This window comes from Sedimenticola hydrogenitrophicus (assembly GCF_029017505.1).
Lineage (GTDB): Bacteria > Pseudomonadota > Gammaproteobacteria > Chromatiales > Chromatiaceae > Sedimenticola > Sedimenticola hydrogenitrophicus_A.
Window position 1 is genome coordinate 1 of record NZ_JAQGEI010000029.1, and the last position, 24190, is coordinate 24190.

General features: G+C 62.3%; 24 protein-coding genes, 1 pseudogene and 1 riboswitch. Of the genes and pseudogenes, 17 read left to right on the forward strand and 8 right to left on the reverse strand.

Translation table 11 applies throughout. The annotated features are described in order from the left end of the window. On the forward strand, positions 1-414 hold a 414-nt coding region (locus O9K64_RS16635; RefSeq protein WP_275099225.1), incomplete at its 5' end, for a GNAT family N-acetyltransferase. A gap of 216 nt (positions 415-630) precedes the next feature. On the opposite strand, the gene O9K64_RS16640 is transcribed toward O9K64_RS16635, so the two are convergent. From O9K64_RS16640 to cbpA, 4 genes are all read right to left on the reverse strand, one after another. After that, positions 631-1023, reverse strand: a complete 393-nt coding sequence (locus O9K64_RS16640; RefSeq protein ID WP_275099226.1) for a type II toxin-antitoxin system VapC family toxin — start codon at positions 1021-1023, stop codon at positions 631-633. After that, positions 1020-1277 carry a FitA-like ribbon-helix-helix domain-containing protein gene (locus tag O9K64_RS16645; RefSeq protein WP_335342311.1) on the reverse strand — a complete coding sequence of 86 codons (258 nt, stop codon included), beginning with the start codon at positions 1275-1277 and terminating at the stop codon, positions 1020-1022. Before O9K64_RS16645 ends, O9K64_RS16640 begins: the two co-directional genes overlap by 4 nt. Before the next feature lie 442 nt (positions 1278-1719). Then, positions 1720-3123: a peptide-modifying radical SAM enzyme CbpB gene (cbpB, locus tag O9K64_RS16650; RefSeq protein ID WP_275099229.1), complete on the reverse strand. Its 1404-nt coding sequence runs from the start codon at positions 3121-3123 to the stop codon at positions 1720-1722. Continuing rightward, positions 3120-3362, reverse strand: coding sequence for a modified peptide precursor CbpA (gene cbpA / locus O9K64_RS16655; RefSeq protein ID WP_275099230.1), 243 nt, complete (start codon positions 3360-3362; stop codon positions 3120-3122). The genes cbpB and cbpA overlap by 4 nt, the downstream gene beginning before the upstream one ends. 124 nt (positions 3363-3486) lie before the next feature. Next, positions 3487-3669, reverse strand: a riboswitch (cobalamin riboswitch). A 440-nt stretch (positions 3670-4109) separates the two neighbouring features. On the opposite strand from cbpA, the pseudogene O9K64_RS23810 reads away from it, so the two are divergent. The 3 genes and pseudogenes from O9K64_RS23810 to O9K64_RS16670 form a co-directional block, all read left to right on the forward strand. Beyond that, positions 4110-4334: pseudogene (locus O9K64_RS23810) on the forward strand (hypothetical protein); the annotation flags it as partial. 32 nt (positions 4335-4366) lie between these two features. Beyond that, entirely contained in the window at positions 4367-4855 is a 489-nt protein-coding gene (locus O9K64_RS16665; RefSeq protein ID WP_275099231.1) for an EAL domain-containing protein, read from the forward strand. A 23-nt stretch (positions 4856-4878) separates the two neighbouring features. Then, positions 4879-5247, forward strand: a complete 369-nt coding sequence (locus O9K64_RS16670; protein WP_275099232.1) for a YajD family HNH nuclease — start codon at positions 4879-4881, stop codon at positions 5245-5247. A gap of 346 nt (positions 5248-5593) precedes the next feature. Here O9K64_RS16670 and O9K64_RS16675 read toward each other — a convergent pair whose 3' ends face one another. Then, positions 5594-6754, reverse strand: coding sequence for a sensor domain-containing diguanylate cyclase (locus O9K64_RS16675; RefSeq protein WP_275099233.1), 1161 nt, complete (start codon positions 6752-6754; stop codon positions 5594-5596). A 155-nt stretch (positions 6755-6909) separates the two neighbouring features. Here O9K64_RS16675 and O9K64_RS16680 point away from each other — a divergent pair, with 155 nt between their 5' ends. Further along, positions 6910-7371 (forward strand): hypothetical protein, encoded by a 462-nt coding sequence (locus O9K64_RS16680; protein WP_275099234.1) that lies wholly within the window; start codon positions 6910-6912, stop codon positions 7369-7371. 299 nt (positions 7372-7670) lie between these two features. On the opposite strand, the gene nudE is transcribed toward O9K64_RS16680, so the two are convergent. After that, entirely contained in the window at positions 7671-8219 is a 549-nt protein-coding gene (gene nudE / locus O9K64_RS16685; protein WP_275099235.1) for an ADP compounds hydrolase NudE, read from the reverse strand. 50 nt (positions 8220-8269) lie between these two features. Between nudE and yrfG the strand changes: the two genes are divergently transcribed. Further along, positions 8270-8923: a GMP/IMP nucleotidase gene (gene yrfG, locus O9K64_RS16690; RefSeq protein ID WP_275099236.1), complete on the forward strand. Its 654-nt coding sequence runs from the start codon at positions 8270-8272 to the stop codon at positions 8921-8923. 203 nt (positions 8924-9126) lie between these two features. Here the strand turns inward: yrfG and O9K64_RS16695 are convergent, their stop codons facing one another. Together O9K64_RS16695 and rhlB are read right to left on the reverse strand one after the other, a co-directional pair. Further along, positions 9127-9504, reverse strand: a complete 378-nt coding sequence (locus O9K64_RS16695) for a YkgJ family cysteine cluster protein (RefSeq protein WP_275099237.1) — start codon at positions 9502-9504, stop codon at positions 9127-9129. Between the two features lie 4 nt (positions 9505-9508). Further along, on the reverse strand, positions 9509-10864 hold the full coding sequence (gene rhlB, locus O9K64_RS16700; protein ID WP_275099238.1) for an ATP-dependent RNA helicase RhlB: 1356 nt from the start codon (positions 10862-10864) through the stop codon (positions 9509-9511). A 338-nt stretch (positions 10865-11202) separates the two neighbouring features. On the opposite strand from rhlB, the gene trxA reads away from it, so the two are divergent. The 11 genes from trxA (at position 11203) to O9K64_RS16755 (ending at position 24168) form a co-directional block, all read left to right on the forward strand. Continuing rightward, positions 11203-11535, forward strand: a complete 333-nt coding sequence (trxA, locus tag O9K64_RS16705; protein WP_305793174.1) for a thioredoxin TrxA — start codon at positions 11203-11205, stop codon at positions 11533-11535. A 180-nt stretch (positions 11536-11715) separates the two neighbouring features. After that, positions 11716-12972 carry a transcription termination factor Rho gene (gene rho / locus O9K64_RS16710; protein WP_275099240.1) on the forward strand — a complete coding sequence of 419 codons (1257 nt, stop codon included), beginning with the start codon at positions 11716-11718 and terminating at the stop codon, positions 12970-12972. A 109-nt stretch (positions 12973-13081) separates the two neighbouring features. After that, on the forward strand, positions 13082-14512 hold the full coding sequence (rfaE1, locus tag O9K64_RS16715; RefSeq protein ID WP_275099242.1) for a D-glycero-beta-D-manno-heptose-7-phosphate kinase: 1431 nt from the start codon (positions 13082-13084) through the stop codon (positions 14510-14512). A 21-nt stretch (positions 14513-14533) separates the two neighbouring features. Beyond that, positions 14534-15487 (forward strand): glycosyltransferase family 9 protein, encoded by a 954-nt coding sequence (locus tag O9K64_RS16720; protein WP_275099243.1) that lies wholly within the window; start codon positions 14534-14536, stop codon positions 15485-15487. A 31-nt stretch (positions 15488-15518) separates the two neighbouring features. Beyond that, on the forward strand, positions 15519-16175 hold the full coding sequence (gene murU / locus O9K64_RS16725; protein WP_275099296.1) for an N-acetylmuramate alpha-1-phosphate uridylyltransferase MurU: 657 nt from the start codon (positions 15519-15521) through the stop codon (positions 16173-16175). 164 nt (positions 16176-16339) lie between these two features. Then, on the forward strand, positions 16340-16630 hold the full coding sequence (locus O9K64_RS16730) for a co-chaperone GroES (RefSeq protein WP_260293600.1): 291 nt from the start codon (positions 16340-16342) through the stop codon (positions 16628-16630). A 53-nt stretch (positions 16631-16683) separates the two neighbouring features. Continuing rightward, complete coding sequence (gene groL / locus O9K64_RS16735; protein ID WP_275099244.1) at positions 16684-18333, forward strand: chaperonin GroEL; 1650 nt, start codon at positions 16684-16686, stop codon at positions 18331-18333. Between the two features lie 302 nt (positions 18334-18635). After that, positions 18636-19052, forward strand: a complete 417-nt coding sequence (locus tag O9K64_RS16740) for a hypothetical protein (RefSeq protein ID WP_275099245.1) — start codon at positions 18636-18638, stop codon at positions 19050-19052. 86 nt (positions 19053-19138) lie between these two features. After that, positions 19139-21997: a bifunctional [glutamate--ammonia ligase]-adenylyl-L-tyrosine phosphorylase/[glutamate--ammonia-ligase] adenylyltransferase gene (gene glnE, locus O9K64_RS16745; RefSeq protein ID WP_275099247.1), complete on the forward strand. Its 2859-nt coding sequence runs from the start codon at positions 19139-19141 to the stop codon at positions 21995-21997. A gap of 273 nt (positions 21998-22270) precedes the next feature. Continuing rightward, positions 22271-23194: a branched-chain amino acid transaminase gene (locus O9K64_RS16750; protein WP_275099248.1), complete on the forward strand. Its 924-nt coding sequence runs from the start codon at positions 22271-22273 to the stop codon at positions 23192-23194. Beyond that, a complete protein-coding gene (locus tag O9K64_RS16755; protein WP_275099249.1) occupies positions 23191-24168 on the forward strand; it encodes a mitochondrial fission ELM1 family protein in 978 nt (325 codons plus the stop codon). Before O9K64_RS16750 ends, O9K64_RS16755 begins: the two co-directional genes overlap by 4 nt. Positions 24169-24190: the final 22 nt, after the last annotated feature.

Here is a 24190-nt window from a genome sequence, read left to right on the forward strand (position 1 = left end):
CATGGTGTTGGTCCATGGGCTCTTATCGAAAAGGAAACGTCCACCCTTATTGGTTTCTGCGGGGTAGGCCCGGAGCGGGTCGGCGATGTGGAAGAGATCAATCTCGGATATCGGTTGGCGCAGCGGTGCTGGGGGAAAGGTCTCGCCACTGAGTCGGCGCTTGCGGCTCTCGCCTATGCATTTGGAACTAGGGCGTGCGATTCCGTCGTGGTCATTATCGAGCCTGAACACGTTGCGTCATTGCGAGTCGCTGAAAAGGCCGGATTCTGTCAATTCCAGGAGGTCGCGTTTCATGGAAAGACGGTTCGATTGTATCGACTGACTCATGACGATTGGACCAAATCGCATAATATAGTTTTTGATCTGACCCCAAACAAAATTGCAAACAAATGGATGACCCCAAACAAATGTTGAGATTTACTGCTCGGGCACAGATCGGCGGCTTGCCGAACTCAAGAAGCGCTACGCTGACAACTCTGTCGTACTTTCCCTGTTAGGGAAGTACGAGCCCGCAATTGAGGTGGCCTGCCAATGAGGCCTAACAGTTCATTCAAGCCGACGCCGCTTCGCGGCTCGGCTTAATTCAGGCGTTCGCCAGGAAAAAGGTCGAGGGCAGATACTCGCTAAGGATTAAGAAGAAAGAGAAACGGCAATAGACGGGAAAGCAGCAAGTATTTTCTTGTCTGTAGTGACGAGAGGGACCGAAAGGCGTGTGGCTAATGACACAAATTCACAATCGTAAGCGGAGCAGCCGGAATCAATAGCGAGGTGCAGGACGTCAAAGCTGTTCACCTCGTATTCACGGTCCGATAGAAGAGCCTCAGCTTCAGTCTGTATCGCGAAGGCCTCGTCGAAGTCCAGAAGTTTCTTGCGAAGGTACAAGGCGAGCACGTTTCGTAACTCACTTCGCCAAAGAACGGGTGCGGCCCATTCAGAATCATGAACCAGGAGTTCCTCGGCTTTCTGGGTGAACTCTGTTGGAAGGTAGAGATAAGCGATTACGTTCGTATCAACAACGATCATGGGCGGCCCTGTTCAATAGCTTGGGCAATGTCTTTGGCACTGAACCTCCGGTCCTTGAGGCTTCCCCGGAGGGCTCGGGCACGAGCCAGGTGTTCGGAGGCGGGCACTCGAGAGGGCAAGAGAACCCGCTCAAGGCAAGCGATGGCCTCATTGTTGATGCTGCGGTGGTGAGATTTAGCAACTTCACGCAACCGGGCGTAAATATCTTCGGGAACGTTCTTCAGTGTAATGGAAGTTGGCATGGGCAGGTCCATCGAAACCAATATGGTGTCATATTGGTGTTTCGTGGGGCCGATGTCAAGAGCCGAACCATGCGTTCAATCCGACCAACCTCCGCTGCGCTAGGGTCGGCGGGTTAACGCAACGTCAAGCGCAGCAGGACCATGCGTATTGAGCAATCAAAATAGCTTACCCACAATAAAAAGAATGATGGGTGTCCTGGAGTTGTTCCGGTCGTGCGTATTCCGGTGATCGTGACCGATTTTCCCATCGACGAGACACTGGGGTCGTTCTCAACGAGGCGCGGCAGCCGACCGTGAACATTCACAAAAAACGGCCCTATTACATCGCGGGCCGTTGGCGCTTTTCCTCCATCATGACTGCAATCGGTTCGCTGGACTGGTGACCCCGGCAGCGCTCCTGCCCGGCACGTCGCCAGGGATCGGGCGATGGTGAGTTCGGCCGCACATGTCCCGGTTATAGGCACAAGTCGATGGTGGTCTCCGTGCCGCGATCCCAGCCGTCCCAGAGGAAATCGTCGGCCTGGCCGTCGGCGATCAGGCGGAAGGCGTAGCGCACCTGCTCCTCGTAGAATTCACAGAAGGCGCCGGTGCGGTCCTGCCCACCGTTCATCTCCCAGGCTTCGGCGGGGCAGGGCGAGCCGCAGAAATGGCGGATGGCGCAGTCGCGGCAGGGCTGGAAGTGGTCGACGTTGCGCTCGGTGACCTTGCGGAAGGCCTCGCTCTCCAGCACCGTCTGTATCGGGTCGCGGAACAGGTTGCCGCCGTTGAACGCCTCCAGCCCGATGAATTCGCTGCACGGAAACAGGTCACCGCCGGGTGCCAGGGCGAAGAAGGCGCGTCCGCCACCACAGGGGGAAATGTCGCACATCAGCCGGCGCGCGGTGGGCGCCAGGATCGACAGCAGGATATTGGCGAAGTTGGCGACCACCAGTTTGCGCCCCGTCGCTTGGCAGAGCTGGTGGCTGCGCTCCAGTGCCGCCAGGAAGTGCCGGGCCAGCGCGGCGTCATCGGGGCGCACCTGGCGCGCGCCGGCGAGGGTGCAGCGCACCTGATTGAGCATGCAGGTGGGCACCTCGTAGTCATGAAACAGCTCCACCATCCGGGTCAGGTTGACCAGGTTTTCGGTGGTGGCGGTGGCGATGACGCTGTAGTGGGGGTAGCCGCGCAGCGCTTCCATCGCCGCCAGTACCTGGTTGTGGACGCTCTTGCCGGTCCAGGTGAGACGGGTGCGGTCGGTAATGGCCGCCAGCGGGCCGTCCAGGGAGAGGCCGATACTCACCCCGCGGGCGGTGAGGAAGTCGATGGCCTTGCTGTCCAGTTTGGTGCCGTTGGTCTGGACCCCGAACCGGAAGTCGCCGTCGAACGCATCGATGGCGGCGAACAGCGCCTTCTTGTTCATCAGTGGTTCGGCGCCATGAAAAATGATCTGCGGCTGGCGGCCGTCGTCGAGCGTGCCGGCGAAGTGCTCCTTGAGGCGGGCCAGGGCCTCGATCAATCGCTCGCTGCTCATCTGCTGGCCGTGTTTGCGCATCTCCCCCGGGATATAGCAGTAGGTGCAGTCCAGGTTACAGAGCTCGGTGGGATTGACATAGACCGCCGAGGGTTTGAGGCCGAAGCGCAGCATGCGCATCTCCTCGGCCATGGCGGCGGCCTGATCCCGGTAGGCCGCGGCCAGTTCGCCGTCGGCGATGACGTCCGCCAGTCGCTCTTTGTGCACCAGCGCCCAGAAGGCGGTCTCCGGATTGAGCATCGCCAGGTAGTCGGTGTGGCCGATATCGATCGGTACCAGCGGGGCGCCGTTGCCGCTGTTCAGGTAGTTGCCCCGGGAGGGGGCATGGAAGTCGGTTGTCCCGCTCATTCATCCCCCTCCCCGAGGCGCTTTTTATCCATCAGGATGTAATGGGAGAGGCCGACGCCGTCGGCGCGGCAGCTTTTGCGGGAGGCCATGACGCTGGCCGTCGCTGCGTGGGGATGCGGCCCACTCTCCGTCAGCGCCTGTTTATCCATCAGGATGTAGTGGGAGAGGCCCACGCCATCGGCGCGGCAGCTTTTGCGAAGCGCAATCACCGACGCTTCCGGTTGTGGTTTCCTGTTCATCCAAACGACTCCTGGGTTGTTGCCGTCCTGGTGACGGCGTTCAGACATGGAAACTGAATCACGGGCATAAAAAAAGGTTCCGGCACACGCCCATGGGCGTGCGCCGGAACCCTTACCATCAGGTCCGGTTGTCGGGATGTTCAGCAAGTCTTCTGGCTTTCGGATCGTCCCTCGGCTGCGCCTTCCCAGCGGAGTCGACTCCACCAGTGGCCGGTCGTTGTGACCTGCAGCGTTGGTCCCCGATTACAGCGGCGGGCCCGCCCGGGATTCACACCCGGCTCCTTTGACTGAAATCCCATTTCTAAAGCATGGCTATTGTCGGGGCTGGGTTTGCCTGCGTCAAGGCCGAGGCTAAGGACCCGCGCAAGACCACGACAGGCTGGACGGCAATGCCATAAATACTGAGTAATCTCCTATATTCTCCTTTGTGGATGTCCGATCACAAACACCGGGCAGCTTCTACGACGGCGACAGCGGTCAGGTGTCCCCGCTGGACCAGGGACTGATCAACGAACACGTCCGCTACTCCTGGTTCAAGCCCTACGCCGGCGGACGCCATCCCTACGACGGCGAGACGATACCCGATTTTCAGCCCGGCCACGGCAGCGGCTATCTGTTGCAGGCGCTCGTCGCGCTGGATCCGGCGCCGCCGCGGCTGCGTATCCTCACCGCCGAGATGGCGGCGCTGACCCCGTTCAGCCCTGGCCGGTGCACTCCGCCCTGTTCGAGACGGTGCGGCGTCAAGGGGTGTACGGTGCCGAGCACCGCCTGCGGGCCAGCGAGGCGCGGCTCAACGAGGCGCGGCTCAACGAGGCGCAGCGGATCGCCCGTCTGGGCAGCTGGGAGCTGGATCCGAAACACTTTGGTGCCTCCTATGCGGCATTTCTCGCCCTTGTTCACCCGGATGACCGTGCCCACGCGGAGGCGGCCTTCGCCACCTCGCTGAAGACACGCCAACCCTATGACATCGTGCATCGTCTGCTGCTGCCCGGCGGGCGGGTAAAGTGGGTCAACGAGCGTTGCATCGCGGCGATATCGTGGCGACCGTCTCCCGGCTATTGGCGGAAACCGGTCTGCCGCCCGGGTGCCTGGAGCTGGCGCTTGCCGAACGGGATCTCATGCGCACCAGCCGACAGGACCTGGATGAACTGGATGCGCTGCATGCCCTGGGCGTGCGCCTCGCCATCGACGGATTCGGCGCCGGCCAGTGCGCGCTCGCCACCCTGAACCGGCTGCCGGTGGGCAAGCTCAAGCTCGACCACTCGCTGATCGCGGACTGTTCCCCCGCGGCGGCGGGTATGGCGATGGTCCGTGCCGTGCTCGGACTGGGACAGGGGCTGGAGATGACCGTTGCCGCGGCGGGGGTGGAGAGGCGCTGCCAGGAACGCCGCCTGCGGGAGTACGGTTGCGGGCAGGTCCAGGGTGGTTACTTCGGTCCGCCGCTGGAGCCGGAGGCCTTCATGAATCTGCTCGCCTGTGCTAAAAAGGGGTAACAGGCTGACAGCCGGGTGCAATCATGGCAGCAGAACATTCCAAGGATAGACTCGATCGGGTGGTTACCGAGGCCCGCCGGGCGCGTGAAGCGCGCGAGAAAGGCTATCGCGAACAGGCGCTGAAGTTGTACCCCTGGGTGTGCGGGCGCTGCGCGCGCGAGTTCACCCGGGCAAATCTGCATGAGCTGACGGTGCACCACCGGGATCACAACCACGACAACAACCCGCCGGATGGCAGCAACTGGGAGCTGCTGTGCCTCTATTGTCATGACAACGAGCACTCGCGCTATATCGATGCGGAGTATGGCGATGCCGCCTCCGACACCGGGAACAAAACCACGACCTACAATCCGTTTGCCGACCTGGGATCCCTGCTTAAGAATAAAAAGTGACACCCCGCCATTGCCGTTAAATTCGCGGATAAATCCACTCCTGCAAAGACATGTTCCCTCAATTGCCGTAGGGTGGATAAGCCGGTAGGCGCATCCACCATTGCAGCGGTGGATGCGCTTCGCTTATCCACCCTGCAGGCTGTTCCCGGTGTTTGCAGGTGTTAACCAGTTTCGTAGGTTGGGGTGAGGAACGAACCCCAACATCATCGCGCCCACGCATGAAACCCCGTTGGGGTTCGCGGGCTCACCCCAACCTACGAGCTGAGTTAGATGGGTAATCAGGTTGAATTAAATACGATACCCAGGATGCTTCCGCGCCTCGATTTCAGATAACCCCTACAGCAGGTCAGTCGTTTATTTCAGTTATCTCGTGATGTTTTTCCGGCATGCTGGCGGGGCTCGCCAGTTGTACCCGGTTACGCCCGGATGACTTGGCGGCATAGAGCGCGCGGTCGGCGTCGTCAAGCAGCCGCTGGCCGATCGCCTGGCTGTCGCCGTCGTCGTCGGGCCGCAGCGCGGCCACCCCGATGGAGATCGTGACAGCAACCGTTTCCCCGCCATGCAGGGCGACCGGCTTGGCCTGGATCCTGTCGCGGATGCGTTCCGCCAGGTTGCCTGCCTCGGCGGCACCGGTCTGCGGCAGCAGCAGGGTGAACTCTTCGCCGCCGAAGCGGATGGCGATATCGGACAGGCGCAGGCACTCCTTGACCCTGAGTGCCAGCTCGCGCAGCACGCGGTCGCCGGCACCGTGGCCATGCCGGTCATTGATCTGCTTGAAATGGTCGGCATCGATAAACAGGCAGCTCAACGGGTACTGGTAACGCAACGCCCGGGTCACCTCCTCTTCGAGGCGGCGTTCCAGGTAGCGGCGGTTGTGCAGCCCGGTGAGGGCGTCGGTGAGTCCGGCGATCACCAGATGTTCGCGGTTGGCGGTGTTCTCCAGGCAGATGGCGCTGATGGTGGCCAGGCGGTTGAGGAAGTCGCTGGCGTGCCGGCGGGTAAAGCGCTCGGGGTCGTGGCTGCCCAGGCCGATGAAGCCGACCAGCCGCCCGCGCCGGATCATGGGCAGGATGGCGATGCTGCGCAGGTCGCCGGCCGTCGGAAACAGGGGGGCGTGCTCCTGTGCCAGATAGGCGCCGAGCCAGGGCGCCTTGTAACGGGCATGCCTGGGCGAGAAGGTGGTGATCTCATCGACGAAACGGATATCGCTGAGGCGGTCCGGCTCGATCCCGGAATGCAGCAGCAGGTGCCGCAGTTCGTGGTCCGGATCATGCAGTATCAGCTGGATGACGGGCAGGTCGAAGGAGGACTTCATGCCATCGGTCAGGCAGTCGAGCAGTTGCGGCAGGGATTCGGTGGCCAGCAGGGTCAGTTCGCGGTCATGGAACCGCTTCAACACCTCCTCGTTGTGGTGTGCCTCGCGGGTGAGACTGTCCAGCCGTTGCCTGAGCTGGCGATTGATGAAGGCCAGGTCAGAGAACGACGGGTTGGGAGGCGTCTTGGGCATGCGAGTGCTCCGTCAACGTGATAATTACGGATTCAGCGTCCCTCAACTGTCGACCATCCGCAGCTGGGCTTGAGTTTGTCCATGTACATAATACCCGGAGTGGCGGTTTGTGCCAGTGACAGTGTGTGACAACAATATAGTAAGGAGTTTCACGGATGAGAGATCAGTCGGGGCGGGATGGCCTCAAAGCGCGCGGCAGGGCCCATTTGGCGGGGATCTGGATCATACTTTTCATCGGTCTGCTGGGCCCCACGGCGCTGGTGGCCGGGGTGTTCCGCTGTCCGGACGGCAGCGGCGGGGTGATTTTTCAGCAGATCGCCTGCCCTCAGGGCGAGGCGGTCGAGCTGGATGTCCGCACCACCGAATGGGTGGCGAGCCCCCCTGGGCAGCTGCCCCGCCGAAATAGGCGCCCGTCCAAGTCGGGGGCCGGCGATCAGGCGGCGCTGTCCCGGGCCACCCGGGAGGCGCGCCGGCAGGAGCAGGCGTGCTGGCGGGCGAAACAGCGTGTCGAGCAGATCGAGGCGGAACTGCGCCACGGCTACAAGCCGTCAAGGGGCGAACGGCTGCGCCGCCAGCGTCGCCAGCAGGCTGACTACCTGCGGGCGTTTTGTCGTTAAGTCCGGCAGGGTCCTAAGTTTGCCGTGCTGGGGTGAGTCTGTAGGAGCGCCTCCGGCGCGAAGTTTTTCGCGGCAAAGCCACTCCACAGGTGCTGGTATATGTAGGGTGAGGAGTGGTACGAAGAGGTGCAGTTTACGGACCTGGGGATGGCATAGGATGTAGGGTGGATAAGCCGGTAGGCGCATCCACCAGCGCCACGGTGAGGAGTGGTACATGGATGTACCGTTTACGGACCTGAGGATGGCATGCGCTGTCGCTTATCCACCCTACAAAACTCCGGCCCCTTACCTCCGTGGTGTCATCGCTCTTGTTGCAGCCGGTCTCGCGCCAGGTACAGGGCCAGTTGCGAGCGGGCCTCGGTGAAATCCTCCTGCGCCAGCAGTTCGTCGAACGCGGCCAGTCGCCACTCCACCACCTCGATCGGTTCCGGTTCGTCGCCCGGCAGGGGTTGCGGATAGAGCTCCCGCGCCAGCACGATATGGGTGGTGTGGTAGATATAGCCCGGGGCCACGCTGACCGAGCTGAGCAGCTCCAGCTGCCGGGCCGCATAGCCGGTCTCCTCCCGCAGTTCCCGGTTGCCCGCGGCGAGCGGGTCTTCGCCCGGTTCGATATGGCCCTTCGGGAAGGCCAGTTCATAACGATTGACCCCCGCGGCGTATTCGCGGATCAGCAGCAGGGTGTCGGCATCCAGCATCGGCACCACCAACACCGCCCCCTCGTCCGAGCCCACCACCCGCTGGTAGGTGCGCCGCTGGCCGTTGGCGAACTCCAGGTCGATCTCTTCGATATGAAAGATGCCGGTTTCATTGAGGGTGCGGCGGTCTCTGATGCGGGGCGGTTTGGGCATACTGTGTTCTTCTGTTGCTATCCGGTCTTGTTCCACTGTAACTTAATTCAATGATCGACTGGAACCACATAGACACCATTCTGCTGGATATGGACGGCACCCTGCTGGACCTCCATTTCGACAACTATTTCTGGCTGGAGCACGTCCCGCGGCGCTACGCCGAGCGCCGGGGTTGTCCCCTGAGCCAGGCCCGGGAGGAGCTGGGGGATCGCTATCGCAGCGTTGAGGGCACCCTGGAGTGGTACTGCGTCGACCACTGGAGTCGCGAGCTGGGGCTGGATATCGCCCTGTTGAAGGCCGAGGTGGATCACCTGATCGCCGTGCATCCCCACGTGGTGGATTTTCTCGATGCGGCACGCGCCCTGGGCAAGCGAATTGTCCTGGTCACCAATGCCCACCAGAAGGCACTGGCGCTGAAGATGGAGCGCACCCGCCTGCGGGGCCATTTCGATGCGGTGATCTGCGCCCATGACCTCGGCCTGCCCAAGGAGCACCGGGCATTCTGGGGTCGGCTCCAGCGGATCGAGCCGTTCGACAAGGCCCGTACCCTGTTCGTTGATGACAGCCTGCCGGTGCTGGAGTCGGCGCGGGATTACGGGATCGGCTTTCTGCTGCGGGTGCTGAAGCCCGATACCCGCGGCCCGTCGCGCGAGGCGGAGGGGTTTATGGCGATCGACGATTTTTCCGCCATCCTGCCGCGCTAGCGGACAGGGCAGGTGCGTCTGGTGGAGGGCTGCCGGATGGGTGGAGGAGGTACGACGTAACCCATCAGACAGGCGCGCCTGGTGCAGGGGATGGCCGTTTGTGTTGCGCCATGCGCGCGCCGTAACCCACCCTGAATCCTGCGAAAAATCGCCCGACCGAGGGGTGGGTAAGCGGTAGCGCATCTACCATCCGCGCGGCGGACTCAGCGTTTGTCCCAGCTCTTGAAGCGCTTCCGGCAGTAGCCGAGCAGTTCGGCGTAGTTGCGGAAGTGCAGCTCGAAACCCTCCTCGGCGGGGGCGTCATACTCACACCAGTGGTTGTCGTAGTCGCGGCAGATCTGCGGCCGCTGCTCATAGATGCCGCAGGCGCCACCCGGCTGCAGGTGCTCGCAGCGGCCCAGGATCATCAGGTACCAGTCGCCCTCATCCTTGTAGATTTCCACGCCCTGGTGGGAGACCTGCCACAGCAGATGGTCGAAGTCGGCCTTGGAGCGCGGCGCCGCGCCCAGCGCCTCGGTGGTGTAGGTGCAGCAGTTGGAGTTGGTGCAGCGGCTGCACTTGTTGGCGACGGCCAGCTCCATGCGGCTAGTCCGTGGTGCTGGCCTGCTTCGGTTTTCTCCGCCGGCGCTTCTTCTTCGGCGCCTCGCTGCTGCCCTCCGGGGCCTTGGCGGCCGCGGCCGGTTTGTGCCCCGGTTTCTTTCCGCCGCTGCGGCGCCGGTCCCTGTCCCGTTCCGGACGGTCCGGTATGATCCGGCTCCTGGGGTCGATCTTGAACAGCAGTTCGCTGGTCACCGGCTCCATCGGGATGCGATGGCCGATGAAGGCCTCGATGTCCGGCAGGGCGAAGGCGTGGGTCTCGCAGGCGAAGCTGATGGCGTCGCCGCTGGCCCCGGCGCGGGCGGTGCGGCCGATGCGGTGCACGTAATCCTCGGCGTCATCGGGCAGGTCGAAGTTGAACACGTGGGAGACGTCCGGGATGTGCAGGCCGCGGGCGGCCACGTCGGTGGCCACCAGTACCGGGAGCCGGCCCTCCTGGAAATCGCTCAACAGCCTCATGCGCTTTTTCTGCGGCACGTCGCCGGAGATCACCGCGGCACCGATGCCGTTGCCCTCCAGGTAGCCCCAGACCAGGTCCGCGCCGCGCTTGGTGTTGACGAAGACGATGGTGCGATGGGCGTCCATTTGCTTCAGCAGGCCGATCAGCAGCGAGATCTTCTCGTCGTTGGCGGTCATGTAGCAGACCTGCTTGACCTTGTCGGCGGTCACCTTGTCGGTCTCGATCTTGACCGTGGTCGGGTTGTTCATGTGTTCGTAGGCCAGCTCCAGCACCCGGAACGAGAGGGTGGCTGAGAACAGCAGGCCGAGCCGCTGCTGTGGCGGCGGACAGCGCCGCAACATGAAGCGGATGTCCTTGATGAAGCCGAGATCAAACATGCGGTCGGCCTCGTCCATGACCACCACCTGGATCGCCTGCAGGTCATAGACGTGCTGTTTCAGGTAGTCGATCAGGCGGCCGGGGGTGCCGATCAGGATATCGACCCCGTCCTCCAGCTGTTTGCGCTGCTGCTCGTAGGCGGTGCCGCCGAACACCAGGCCCAGGGTGAGGCCGGTGTGCTTGCCCAGCACCTCGGCGTCCTTATGGATCTGTACCGCCAGTTCGCGGGTCGGGGCGACGATCAGTGCCCGGGGCTGGTTTTTCCGCCGCTCCTCCGCTGCCGGGTTGCTGAGCAGGTGCTGGTAGGTCGCCAGCAGGAAGGCGGCGGTCTTGCCGGTGCCGGTCTGCGCCTGCCCGGCCACATCCTGTCCCTTCAGGGCGATGGGCAGGGTTTCGGCCTGGATGGGGGTGCAGAAGGAAAAGCCAGTGTCTTCAATGCCTTGTGCGAGTTCTTTACACAGCCCGAAGCTGTTGAAACGGATATCCGTGAGGTGTTTGTCTGTCATGGTGCGCTAGGATACAGCAATTTACTGCATGTTTGGACTTGAAATGGTGAAAATATTGGGATCAAATAGATCCCTGGTTTTGGAGATTCAAACAACAACAGATCCCGGATGCAACGATAAGGGCTCGCGCAAGAATAATTTCGCAGTACCGAGGGCGTTACTGGGCCACGCCGGCAAGGCAAGCTTTGCCGGCAATGGCTGTTCCCTTGCCAAAAAGCGTAACGCCGTCGGAGGGGTCCAGTGGCGACCGAATACCGGAACTTATTTTTGCGCGAGCCCTAAGCACCGGTACAGCCCCGTACCATGTGGTGCGATATCCCAACTGAATTTTGTGGAGAATGCTAGTGAGTGAACAGATTGTTCATGTGACCGACGATAGTTTTGAGGCGGAAGTACTGAAGTCAGATCTGCCCGTGCTGGTGGATTACTGGGCTGAGTGGTGCGGTCCCTGCAAGATGATTGCGCCGGTACTGGATGAGATCTCCGGTGAGTATGCCGGCAAGATCAGGGTCGCCAAGCTGAATATTGATGAGAATCCCAATACCCCTCCGCGCTACGGCATTCGCGGTATCCCGACCCTGATGTTGTTCAAGGACGGCGAAGTAGAGGCCACCAAGGTCGGTGCCGTCTCCAAATCCCAGCTGATCGCGTTCATCGACAGCAATCTCTGAAACAGACCAAAACGCAATTAATACTGGACGTACTCCGGGATGGTGCTAGAATTCGCTTACTAGCCCTCCCGTGAGTGCTAATACCAAGAAACCAATCACCCCAGAGCGATTTTCCAATAACTCTGTTCCAGACGGGAACCCAAAGCCCGTTCCGTTCTTTTTTCAATCACGCATAACATCATGAATCTCACCGAACTTAAAAAGATGCCGGTCACAGAACTGGTCGAACTCGCCCAATCCATGAAGCTGGAGGGTATGGCACGATCCCGTAAACAGGATCTGATCTTTGCCATTCTCAAGGCCCACGCCAAAAAAGGCGAGGATATTCATGGGGATGGTGTACTGGAAATCCTCCAGGACGGCTTTGGTTTTCTGCGTGCCGCGGACAGCTCCTACCTGGCGGGCCCGGATGACATCTATGTCTCGCCCAGCCAGATCCGGCGCTTCAACCTGCGCACCGGGGATACCATCTCCGGCAAGATCCGCCCCCCCAAGGAGAGCGAGCGCTATTTCGCCCTGCTCAAGGTCAGCGAGATCAACTACGACAAGCCGGAAAACGCCAAAAACAAGATCCTGTTCGAGAACTTCACGCCGCTGTTTGCCAATGTGAAGTTCAACCTGGAGAAGGGGAACGGCAGTACCGAGGACATCACCGCGCGCACCATCGAGCTCTGTGCGCCGATCGGCAAGGGCCAGCGCGGCCTGATCGTCTCCCCGCCCAAGGCGGGCAAGACCATGCTGATGCAGAATATCGCCCAGTCCATCGCCTATAACCATCCCGAGGCGCAGCTGATTGTGCTGCTGATCGACGAGCGCCCGGAGGAGGTTACCGAGATGGCCCGTTCGGTACGCGGCGAGGTCATCTCCTCCACCTTCGACGAGCCGGCGGCACGCCACGTCCAGGTGGCCGAGATGGTGATCGAGAAGGCCAAGCGCCTGGTCGAACACAAGAAGGACGTGGTGATCCTGCTCGACTCCATCACCCGCCTGGCGCGCGCCTACAACACCGTGATCCCGTCATCGGGCAAGGTGTTGACCGGTGGTGTGGATGCCAACGCCCTGCATCGTCCCAAGCGCTTCTTCGGCGCGGCGCGTAATGTGGAGGAGGGCGGCAGCCTGACCATTATCGCCACCGCCCTGGTGGAGACCGGCTCGCGTATGGATGACGTGATCTATGAAGAGTTCAAGGGCACCGGCAACATGGAGATCCACCTGGACCGGCGGATTGCCGAGAAGCGCATCTTCCCGGCCATCAACATCAACCGCTCCGGCACCCGCCGCGAGGACCTGCTGATGAAGCCCGACGCGTTGCAGAAGATGTGGATCCTGCGCAAGATCCTGCACCCGATGGATGAACTGGCGGCGATGGAGTTCCTGTTCGACAAGCTCAAGGATACCAAGACCAACGAGGAGTTCTTCACCTCGATGAAGGGGTGATCCTCTCTGAATAAAGGCTGCTGAACACAGCCTTTTTTTGATTCAGGGCATGGGGATAGATTGGGCTTACCCTGTTGCCGTCACCGCTTGGCCCGATAAAGCGACGAGCATGGAAACAGAGACAACGACACCCCTGCATATTCTGGTCGTGGGCGACCTGATGATTGATCACTATCTCTGGGGTGAGTGTTCGCGAATTTCCCCGGAGGCTCCGGTGCAGGTGGTGGATGTCACCGAGGAGCGCGCGCTGCTGGGTGGCGCCGGCAATGTGGTCAATAATCTGGTCGCGCTCGGATCCCGGGTCTCCGTGGCCGGGGTGATCGGCGGTGACGAGGCGGGCCGGCAGCTGGTCACCATGATGCGCGACCTGGGTGTCAATACTGAGCACCTGCTGCTGGATCCGCGACGCAAGACCAGCAAGAAGAGTCGGGTGGTTGCCTCGCATCAGCAGGTGGTGCGTTTCGACAGCGAGTGCCGGGTCGATATCAGTCCGGAGCATGAACAACAGATCTTGCAGGCCGTGGAGCGGTTGCTGCCGGCGGTGGATCTGGTGTTGTTGTCGGATTACGCCAAAGGGGTGTTGACCGAGACGCTGGTTCCCCGGCTGATCGCGCTTTGCAACAACCAGGGAAAGCGTGTACTGGTGGACCCCAAGGGGAGCGATTACAGCAGGTACCAGGGGGCCTACCTGATTACGCCGAATCGGAAAGAGGCCGCGCTGGCCACCGCCATCCCCATCGGCAGGGAGGATGAGAATCTCGAATCCATGGGTTTCGCCCTGAAACGGCTGTGTAACCTCAGCTACGCCATCATCACCCTGTCCGAGGATGGCATGGCGATCTTCGGCGAGACCATGCAGCGCATCACCACCCACGCGAAAGAGGTCTACGACGTGACCGGTGCCGGCGATACGGTACTGGCCGCGCTGGGTTTCGCCCTGGCCTGCGGAAGGGATATCGAGACGGCTGCGCACTTTGCCAATTCGGCCGCCGCCGTGGTGGTGGGCAAGCTAGGCAGTGCCACCGCCACCCTGGATGAGATTGAAGAGTACGAGTCGTCACTGCACAAGGCCGCCAGCGACGCCCATATCAAGAACTTCGACAGTATCGAGCGCATTGTCGGCTATCTGAAGCGTCAGGATAAACGGATCGTATTCACCAACGGCTGTTTCGATATCCTGCACCTGGGGCACATCAAGAGTCTGGAAAAGGCCAAATCCTTTGGCGATGTGTTGGTGGTCGGGGTGAACTCCGACGCCTCGGTGCGGCGTCTGAAGGGTGCCGACCGGCCGATCAATCCCGAGTACGACCGGGCCTATCTGCTGGCGGCGCTGGAAGCTGTCGATTACGTGGTGATCTTCGATCAGGATACCCCGTACGAGCTGGTCAAACGGGTACTGCCGGATGTGCTGGTCAAGGGCAGCGATTATCGCGGCAAGGAGATCGTGGGCAGCGATCTGGCCGGCGAGGTGAAACTGGTGGATATCATTCTGGGCAAGAGTACCTCGCGGGTGATCGATGGCATCAAAGTGGAGCGCTAGCCCCGATTGGCGGCTGGCGGTATGAGGATCCTCGCTATACGTTACAGCGGCCTGGGTGACCTGGTAATGCTGCTGCCTGCGCTTGCACGCCTCAAGGCCCGCAATCCGGAGGCCCATATCACTCTGCTGACCGACCGTTCGAATCAGGCGTTTCCCGTGGTGGCCGACGGACTGGTGGACGCCACCATCCTGTTTGATCGGCGGCGCCTGAAAAAGGGGCTGTTGCCGGCCCTCGGCGCGATCGCTGCACTGTTTCGCAAGTTACGCTCCACCACCTTCGACCAGGTGATCGATTTCCACAATTTCGGCGAGACCGCCACCATAAGTTACCTGGCTAAGGCCCCGGTCAAGCGCGGGGCGCCCAAGCGTTCGAAGTATCATTACGGTTATACCGAGCGAGTACCCAGAAATGAGCGGGACCACCGCAGCCAGTTTTTCTGCCGCATTGCCGGTGTTGATGATGCCTGGACGGTGCCTTCCCTCCACCTGAGTGAATCGGGGCGGGACTATAGGGGGCGGTTGCGCGATTGCAGCGTGGACAACCGGCCGGTGCTGGGGCTCAATATCGGCTCGACTCAGGAGAATCGCCGCTGGAGTCATCACCGGTTTGCCGAGTTGGCGCGACGGCTTGGTGGGCAATACCGGGTATTGGTGTTCATCGGTCCAGGCGAGACCGCCTATGCACCGGCGTTCGAAGGAGTCTGCGAAATCGTGACCGGGGTCAGCATCCCCCAGTTGTGCGGGGCGATCTCCTGCTGTGACTACTTCATCAGCAATGATACCGGGCCGGTGCATCTGGCCGGCGCCCTGGGGGTTTCGACCCTGACCCTGTTCAGTACCGGTGAGGACTGGCAAGTGGGTGCCCTGGCGGAGCGCAAGGCCTGGATAAGAAACGCCGAGATCAACGCCATTAGCGTGGATGAGGTGATGGCCCGGCTGGCGGATCTCACCGCGGGGACGGAAGCCTGTGCCTGACCGCGTTGCCCCCATTGCCCCTGACCATGCAATGATCCTGGCCGCCGGTCGCGGCGAGCGCATGCGCCCGCTGACCGACCACACCCCCAAGCCGCTGTTGCGGGTGGCCGGCAAGCCGCTGATTCAGTACCACGTCGAGGCATTGGTCCGGGCCGGAGTGCGCCGGCTGGTGGTGAATCATGCCCACCTCGGCGAACAGATCGTGGATTACCTGGGGGATGGCGGGGCGTGGGGCGTTTCGATCGGCTATTCCGCGGAACCCGTCGGGGCGCTGGAGACCGGGGGTGGCATATTCAGGGCCCTGCCGCTGTTGGGCGCGGCCCCCTTCTGGGTGGTCAATGGGGATATCTGGACCGATTACCCCTTTACGCCACCACGCCTTGCCGCGGACGCCCTGGCCCACCTGGTCATGGTGGACAATCCCCCCCACCATCCCCGGGGTGACTTCATGCTGGCCGATAACGGGCGGCTCTCCGCCGGTACAGGTGTCCGGCTGACCTACAGCGGCATCGGTCTGTATCGGCCGGAACTGTTTGCCGGCTGTGCGGACGGCGCCTTCCCCCTGGCGCTGTTGTTGCGCCAGGCGATGGCCGCCGGCCGGGTGAGTGGCGAGTATTTTGCCGGTCGCTGGCTGGATATCGGTACGCCCGAACGGCTCAGCGAGCTGCAGGCGGACCTCGGCGGATGATGCCATCGGCGGGCTTGCCGCCGTGCCGCCGGTTTTTTCTGTCCGCCACTCTTGACTCTGAGTATTTCGACCCTATTATTAGCACTCAGTCGTGGTGAGTGCTAACGGCGCCGCCGGATAACAATCGTTTTATGTGTAAACAGCCAATCAGGAGAAATCGGTAGATGAAAATTCGTCCGCTGCAAGACCGCGTGGTCATTCGTCGTATGGAAGAGGAGCGCACCAGCGCTGGTGGCATCGTCCTGCCGGACAGTGCAACCGAGAAGCCCGCTCAGGGAGAAGTGATTGCCGTCGGCAACGGCAAGGTGCTGAACAGCGGCGAGTCTCGCCCGCTGGACGTCAAGGTCGGTGACAAGGTCCTGTTCGGCAAGTACTCCGGTAACGAGGTCAAGCTCGGCGAGGAGACCCTGCTGGTGATGCGTGAAGAAGACATCATGGGTGTGATCGAAGGCTGATCGAGCGCCAACGAAACCTCTTCAATTACTGAATCTCAAAGGAATACGAACCTATGTCTGCAAAAGAAGTGAAATTTTCCGATGACGCCCGCCAGAGAATGCTGCGTGGGGTCAACATCCTGGCCGACGCTGTAAAGGTCACCCTTGGCCCGAAGGGCCGCAACGTGGTGCTGCAGAAGAGCTTTGGCGCGCCCACCATCACCAAGGACGGCGTCTCAGTCGCCAAGGAGATCGAACTCTCCGACAATTTTGAAAACATGGGTGCCCAGATGGTGAAAGAGGTCTCTTCCCAGACCTCCGATGTGGCCGGCGACGGTACGACCACCGCGACCGTGCTGGCTCAAGCCATCGTGCGCGAAGGCCTCAAGGCCGTTGCCGCCGGCATGAACCCGATGGATCTGAAGCGCGGTATGGAGAAGGGTGCCGCCGCGGCCGTCAAGGCCCTGGCCGAGATGTCCAAGCCCTGCGCCGATGACAAGTCCATCGCCCAGGTGGGTACCATCTCCGCCAACAGCGACGAGAACATCGGCGGCATCATCGCCGAGGCGATGCAGAAAGTGGGTAAAGAGGGCGTCATCACTGTCGAAGAGGGCTCGGCCCTGGAGAACAGCCTGGATGTGGTCGAGGGTATGCAGTTTGACCGTGGCTACCTCTCTCCCTATTTCGTCAACAACCAGCAGAGCATGTCGGTGGATCTGGAAGATCCCTACATCCTGCTGCACGACAAGAAGATCTCCAACATCCGCGACCTGCTGCCGGTACTGGAGGCCGTCGCCAAGTCGGGCCGTCCGCTGCTGATCGTCTCCGAGGACGTGGAAGGCGAGGCGCTGGCCACCCTGGTGGTCAACACCATCCGTGGCATCGTCAAGGTCTGTGCCGTGAAGGCCCCCGGCTTTGGTGACCGTCGCAAGGCCATGCTGCAGGATATCGCCATCCTGACCGGTGGCACCGTGATCGCGGAAGAGGTCGGTCTGACCCTGGAGAAGGCAACCCTGAACGAGCTGGGTACCGCCAAGAAGATCCAGATCACCAAGGATGAGACCACCATCATCGATGGTGCCGGCACCGAAAACGACATCAAGGCCCGGGTTGAGCAGATCCGTGCCCAGATCGAGGAGACCTCCTCCGACTATGATCGCGAGAAGCTGCAGGAGCGCGTGGCCAAGCTGGCCGGCGGTGTGGCCGTGATCAAGGTGGGCGCGGCGACCGAAGTCGAGATGAAAGAGAAGAAGGCCCGTGTGGAAGACGCCCTGCACGCCACCCGCGCCGCGGTTGAAGAGGGTGTGGTCCCGGGTGGTGGTGTGGCCCTGATCCGTGCCCTGGCGGCGCTGAAGGATCTGACCGGTGACAACCATGACCAGGATGTCGGTATCAAGATTGCCGCGCGTGCCATGGAAGAGCCGATGCGCCAGATCGTCAGCAATGCCGGTAGCGAGGCCTCCGTGGTCGTCAACAAGGTGGCGGAGGGTGAAGGCAACTTCGGCTTCAACGCCGCCAACGGCGAGTATGGCGACATGGTGGAGATGGGTATCCTGGACCCCACCAAGGTGACCCGCACCGCACTGCAGAACGCCGTTTCCGTGGCCGGTCTGATGATCACCACCGAGGCGATGATCGCCGACGAGCCGGCCGATGAGAAGGGCGGCGGCATGCCGGACATGGGCGGCATGGGTGGCATGGGTGGCATGGGCGGCATGATGTAATCAGCCGTAGGGGCCGGCCCCTGTGCCTGCCCTTTTCCATCTGTAGGGGCAGGCCCCTGTGCCTGCCCTTTTCCATCTGTAGGGGCAGGCCCCTGTGCCTGCCCTTCCATCTGGAAGTCCATCCCTGGACAAAACCCTGCCTGGCGCTGCCAGGCAGGGTTTTTTTATACCGGTGCCGCCTGAGCCTGGGCGTGTCGTGGCGACTTTGCCGCGCCGTGGTGGATAAGCGAAAGCGCCTCCGCCATTCACCTTTGCCGGGAGTGGCGGTAGGATGGGCCGATGTTATTGGAAGGAATCGTGCCTTGAAAAATACTGATCTACCGCTGACCGCGATCGAGCCTTTTGTCCGTGAATGCCTCGGTTGTGAATGCCCGGCCCAGGTATTTGAGGCCGTTGAGGAGGAGATCCGGGAGTTGTCGGGCATCCGTTACCAGCGACTGCTGGCCGGCCGGCGCTTGCTGGTCTATCTGCTGTCGGATGCCGACCCCGAGCGACTGCCTGAGTGGCTTGACCGGCTGCAGCGGGTAGGGATCGCCGAGCGCGACGCGGCCGGCTACAATCGGCTACGCATCGTGGTGCCGGACCTGCCGAATCCGCTAACTCAAAGCGGATTGCTGGAACGGTTTGCGCAACAGGCCCCGGGTGATGAGCGGGTGCATCTGCATTTTGTGCCGAGAGAGACCTTGGCACGTTACCTTGACCATGCCTCGCATCCATGAACGACAAGCGGCGGCTGGACCGGTTTGCGGCCGCGTCTTCACAGCCATACGGCAATCTTTCAACCCCATCGGAATCCGGGAAACCCATGCAGCCTTCCGAGTACCCCGCTAAACAGGCAGAAATCAAATGGCACCACTGGCAGGCTGCCGCGCCCGAGTGGGCGGCCGAACTGCGCGCGGTAGAGGGGTTCGAGGCGGAACTGCTGCGGGTCTGGGAAGGGAGCGATTTTGTCGCCCAGTACTGCCTGAAACAGCCCGAACTGCTGATGCGGCTGCAGCGCTCTGGAGAGCTGGTGCGCTCCTACAGCGATGGAGATCTGGAGCGCCTGCTGGCCGAGCGTCTGACCGGGGTGGCGGATGAGCCGGCGCTGCACCGGGAGCTGCGGCGCTTTCGCAACGAGCAGATGGTGCGCATCATCTGGCGGGACCTGAGCCAGGCCGCCCCGCTGGCCGAGACCCTGGAGGATCTCTCCGCCCTGGCCGATGCCTGCGTGTCGCAGGCCCTGTCGCGGCTCTACGCCTGGGCGGTTGAAAAACAGGGGGTTCCCCGCAGTGCGACGGGTGAACAGCAGTACCTGGTGGTGCTGGGCATGGGCAAGCTGGGAGCCCGGGAGCTCAACCTCTCGTCCGACATCGACCTGATCTTCGCCTACCCCGAACCGGGCGGGACGGACGCCGGCCGCCCGCTCTCCAACGAGCAGTTTTTCATCCGCCTCTGCCAGCAGCTGGTCAAGGCGCTCAACAGCCAGACCGCGGATGGCTTCGTGTTCCGGGTGGATGCCCGGCTGCGGCCGTTTGGCGACGCCGGGCCGCTGGCCTTTTCGTTTGACGCCATGGAGACCTATTACCAGTCCCACGCCCGGGAGTGGGAGCGCTACGCCATGATCAAGGCGCGGGTGGTGGCGGGCGATGCGGCGGCCGGACGGGAGGTCATGGCCATGCTGCAGCCGTTCATCTACCGCCGCTATCTCGACTTCGGCGCGATCGAGTCGATCCGCGACATGAAGCGACTGATAAGCCGCGAGCTGAAGCGCAAGGGAATGGCCGATAATGTGAAGCTGGGCCCCGGCGGGATCCGCGAGATCGAATTCATCGGCCAGGCCTTCCAGCTGATTCGTGGTGGCCGTGAACCCGAACTGCAGATCCGCCCCATCCTGCCGGTGCTGCAGGTATTGGGCGAGAAGCAACAGCTGTCGGTCGAGGAGGTGGCGGAGTTGAGCGAGGCCTACCGGTTTCTGCGGCTGGTGGAGAACCGCATTCAGGCGTGGAAGGATCGCCAGACCCACCTGCTGCCGGAGAGTGAGGCCGGCCGTCTGCGCATTGCCCGGAGCATGGGATTTGCCGATTGGGCGTCGTTCTTCGCGCTCCTGGAGCTGCATCGGCTGCGGGTCCAGGCCCACTTCGACAACGTCTTCGCCCTCAGCGAGGAGGTGGTGGCGGAGTCCCCGCTCCAGGCGCTCTGGGAACAGGAGTTGGAGGATGAACAGGCCGTCGCACTGCTGGAGCAGTCGGGCTATGCGGCTGGCGAGGCGGTGCTGGCCCGGCTGGAAGCGTTCCGCGAGGGCCATGCCTGCCGCCGCCTGGGGCAGCGCGGCCGGCATCGCCTGAAAGAGCTGATGCCGGTGCTGCTGGAGGCGGTGGCGCTATCCCCGGTACCGGATGTGACCCTGGAGCGGATACTGAAAATCCTGGAGTCGATCGCCCGGCGCACCGCCTACCTGGCGCTGCTGGTGGAGAACCCGACCGCCCTGACCCAACTGGTCAAGCTGGCCGGCATCAGTCCCTGGATCGCCCAGCAGGTGGCCCGTCATCCGCTACTGCTGGACGAGATGCTGGACCCGCGGAGGCTTTACACACCGCTGAAACGGGAGGGCCTGGAGGCGGAGTTGGAGACGGCACTGGCTGCGGTCGATGCCGATGATCTGGAGCAGCAGATGGAGCGCATGCGCCAGTTCACCCAGAGCAACATGCTGCGGGTGGCGGCCGCCGACCTGACCGGCGGGATCCCGCTGATGGTGGTGAGCGACTACCTGACCGAGATCGCCGAGACCGTCACCCGCAAGGTGCTGGAGCAGGCGTGGGATTGCCTGGTCGCCAAGTACGGCCGGCCGAGCAATGTGGTCGGGGAGGGAAAGGGTTTCGCGGTGATCGGTTACGGCAAGCTCGGCGGCATCGAGCTGGGCTACGGATCGGATCTGGACATGGTGTTCCTGCACGGCAACGACAACCCGAACCGGATGACCGATGGCGGGCGCCCGATCGCCAACGACCTGTTCTATGCCCGCATGGGGCAGCGCATGATCCACATGTACACCACCCGCACCCCGGCCGGGACCCTGTACGAGGTGGATATGCGGCTGCGTCCCAACGGCAATTCCGGCATGCTGGTCAGCTCGCTGGAGGCGTTCGAAGAGTACCAGAAAAACGCCGCCTGGACCTGGGAGCATCAGGCGCTGCTGCGGGCCCGGGCGGTGGCCGGCGACACGGCGGTGATCGCCCGGTTCCAGCGCATTCGCCGCGAGGTGCTGGGGCGCGAGCGCGACCCGGAGCGGCTGCGCGAGGATGTGCGCGAGATGCGCGAGAAGATGCGCGCCGCACTGGACAAGAGCAAGGACGGGCATTTTGATATAAAGCAGGGCGCTGGCGGTATCGCGGATATTGAATTTATGGTTCAATACGGCGTTCTGCGCTGGGCACACAAATACCCCGATCTGCTTGATTGGACAGATAATATTCGCCTGCTGGACGCACTTGCACGGCATCGTCTGTTTACCGGGGAAGTGGCGGAACAGCTGGCCGGGAATTACCGTGCGCTGCGCGCCGCCTACCATCGCAAGGCGTTGAGCGAGCTGCCCGGGCTGGTTTCCGGTGATGAGCTGTTGCAGGAGCGGGCGCAGGTACGGGCGCTGTGGCAGCGGCTGATGCTGTCAGGTTCCCAAAAATGAGCTGATCCGGGAGCTTGCCGGCGTTGTGACATAACATACAGTAGGAGTGGCGCCCCCGCCGCGATAATTAACCCGATGGCGGTGCGTTGGCCAATCGGTACGGGGGCGGGCCTCCTGCAATATCGTAGGGTGGATAAGCGACAGCGCATCCACCACGCCAATGGTGGATGCGCCCACCGGCTTATCCACCCTACAAAACGCTCTCTGCTTCTGTGGTGCAGATCGGGGCAAGTAGTTACATTTTTACAATATTGAGTTGAGTGGAGAGAATCAATGGCGAATTTCGCGGACCGCGACGGCTGGATTTGGCTGGACGGCGAGATGGTGCCCTGGCGCGAGGCCAAGGTGCACGTGTTAACCCACACCCTGCATTACGGTCTGGGCGTGTTCGAGGGGGTCCGCGCCTACAAGACGGCCCAGGGACCGGCGATCTTCAAGTTGGCGGAGCACACCCGGCGGCTGTTCCAGTCGGCCCACATCATGGGCATGAAGATGCCCTATGACGAGGCCACCCTGAACCAGGCGCAGATCGACGTGGTGCACGAGAACGGCCTCGATTCCGCCTACCTGCGGCCGCTCTGTTTCTACGGCTCCGAGGGCATGGGCATCCGCGCCGACAGTCTCGCCGTGCACGTGATGATCGCCGCCTGGGAGTGGGGCGCCTATCTGGGAGAGGACAACCTGAAGAACGGCATCCGCATCCGCGTCTCCTCCTACACCCGCCACCAGGTCAACTCCATGATGTGCAAGGCCAAGGCCACCGGCAACTACATCAACTCCATGCTGGCGCTGCAGGAGGCGGTGAACGACGGCTATGACGAGGCGCTGATCCTGGATGCCAGCGGTTATGTGATGGAGGGTTCCGGCGAGAACTTCTTCCTGGTCAAGGACGGCGTCATCTATACCCCCGATCTCACCTCGGCGCTGAACGGCATTACCCGCAAGACCATCTTCTCCTTTTCCGAGGAGCTGGGTATCCCGATTGTCGAAAAACGCATCACCCGCGATGAGGTATATATCGCCGATGAGGCATTCTTCACCGGCACCGCCGCCGAGGTAACCCCGATCCGCGAGGTGGACAATCGCACTATAGGCGGCGGCAGCCGCGGCCCGATCACCGAGAAACTGCAGACCCTGTATTTCGACCAGGTGCACGGCCGCCGCGCCGAGCATCCGGAGTGGCTCACCTACGTGTGACGGCTCCTCAGGAACAGAAAACAGGTGACGGTAAGCCGCTGGTCATCTGGCGGCTCACCGACGGCAAGCCGGGGCATGAGAACCAGTCGCTCGGCCTGTCCAATGCCCTGGCCCGACAGCTGGCGGTCACGCGGTACGACATCCCGGCCGGCGGTCGTCTCACCACCTGGACACACTGGCTGAGCGGCCATTTCCCCGCCGGGGAGGGACTGCCACCACCGGACCTGATCATCGGGGCCGGCCATCAAACCCACCTGGCCCTGCTGGCGGCACGGCGGGCCAGCGGTGGCCGGGCGGTGGTGATCATGAAACCCTCCCTGCCGCGCGGCCTGTTCGACCTCTGTGTGATTCCCGAGCACGACAATGTGTCGGGAGCAAATGTCTTCGTGACCCGGGGCGTGATGAATTCGGTCGCCCCCGGCAGGAGCGCCCCTGGCGCGAAAGCTGTTCATGGCGAAACCGTCGGACGCGGCGATACGGAACAGACATTGCTGCTGCTGGGTGGACCCTCCCGTCACTATGTTTGGCAGGATGAACAGGTGGTAACCCAGGTCGCGGCCATTGTGCGGCAGCAGCCCGGGGAGCGGTTTCTCCTCAGCGACTCGCGCCGGACACCGACCGGCTGCATGGAAAAAATCACCGCCCTGCGGCTGGCCAATCTCGACCTGATCCCCTGGCAGCAGACCGGCCCGGGCTGGGTGGCGGAGCAGCTGGGGCTGAGTCGTGCCGTCTGGGTGAGCGAGGATTCGGTCTCCATGGTCTACGAGGCGATCACCTCGGGTGCCGCCGTGGGGCTGATCACCCTGGAGCGGGGTCGGCCCGACCGCATCAGCCGCGGCGTGCAGTGGCTGATCGACGAGCGCTGGGTGACCCCCTACCGGCGTTGGCAGGAGACCGGGGCGCTATCCGCGCCCCCTGGTCGTTTCAATGAGGCCGCGCGCTGCGCCGAGTGGATGGTGGCGCAATGGCTGTAGGTCGTTATCCTATTTTACCTAC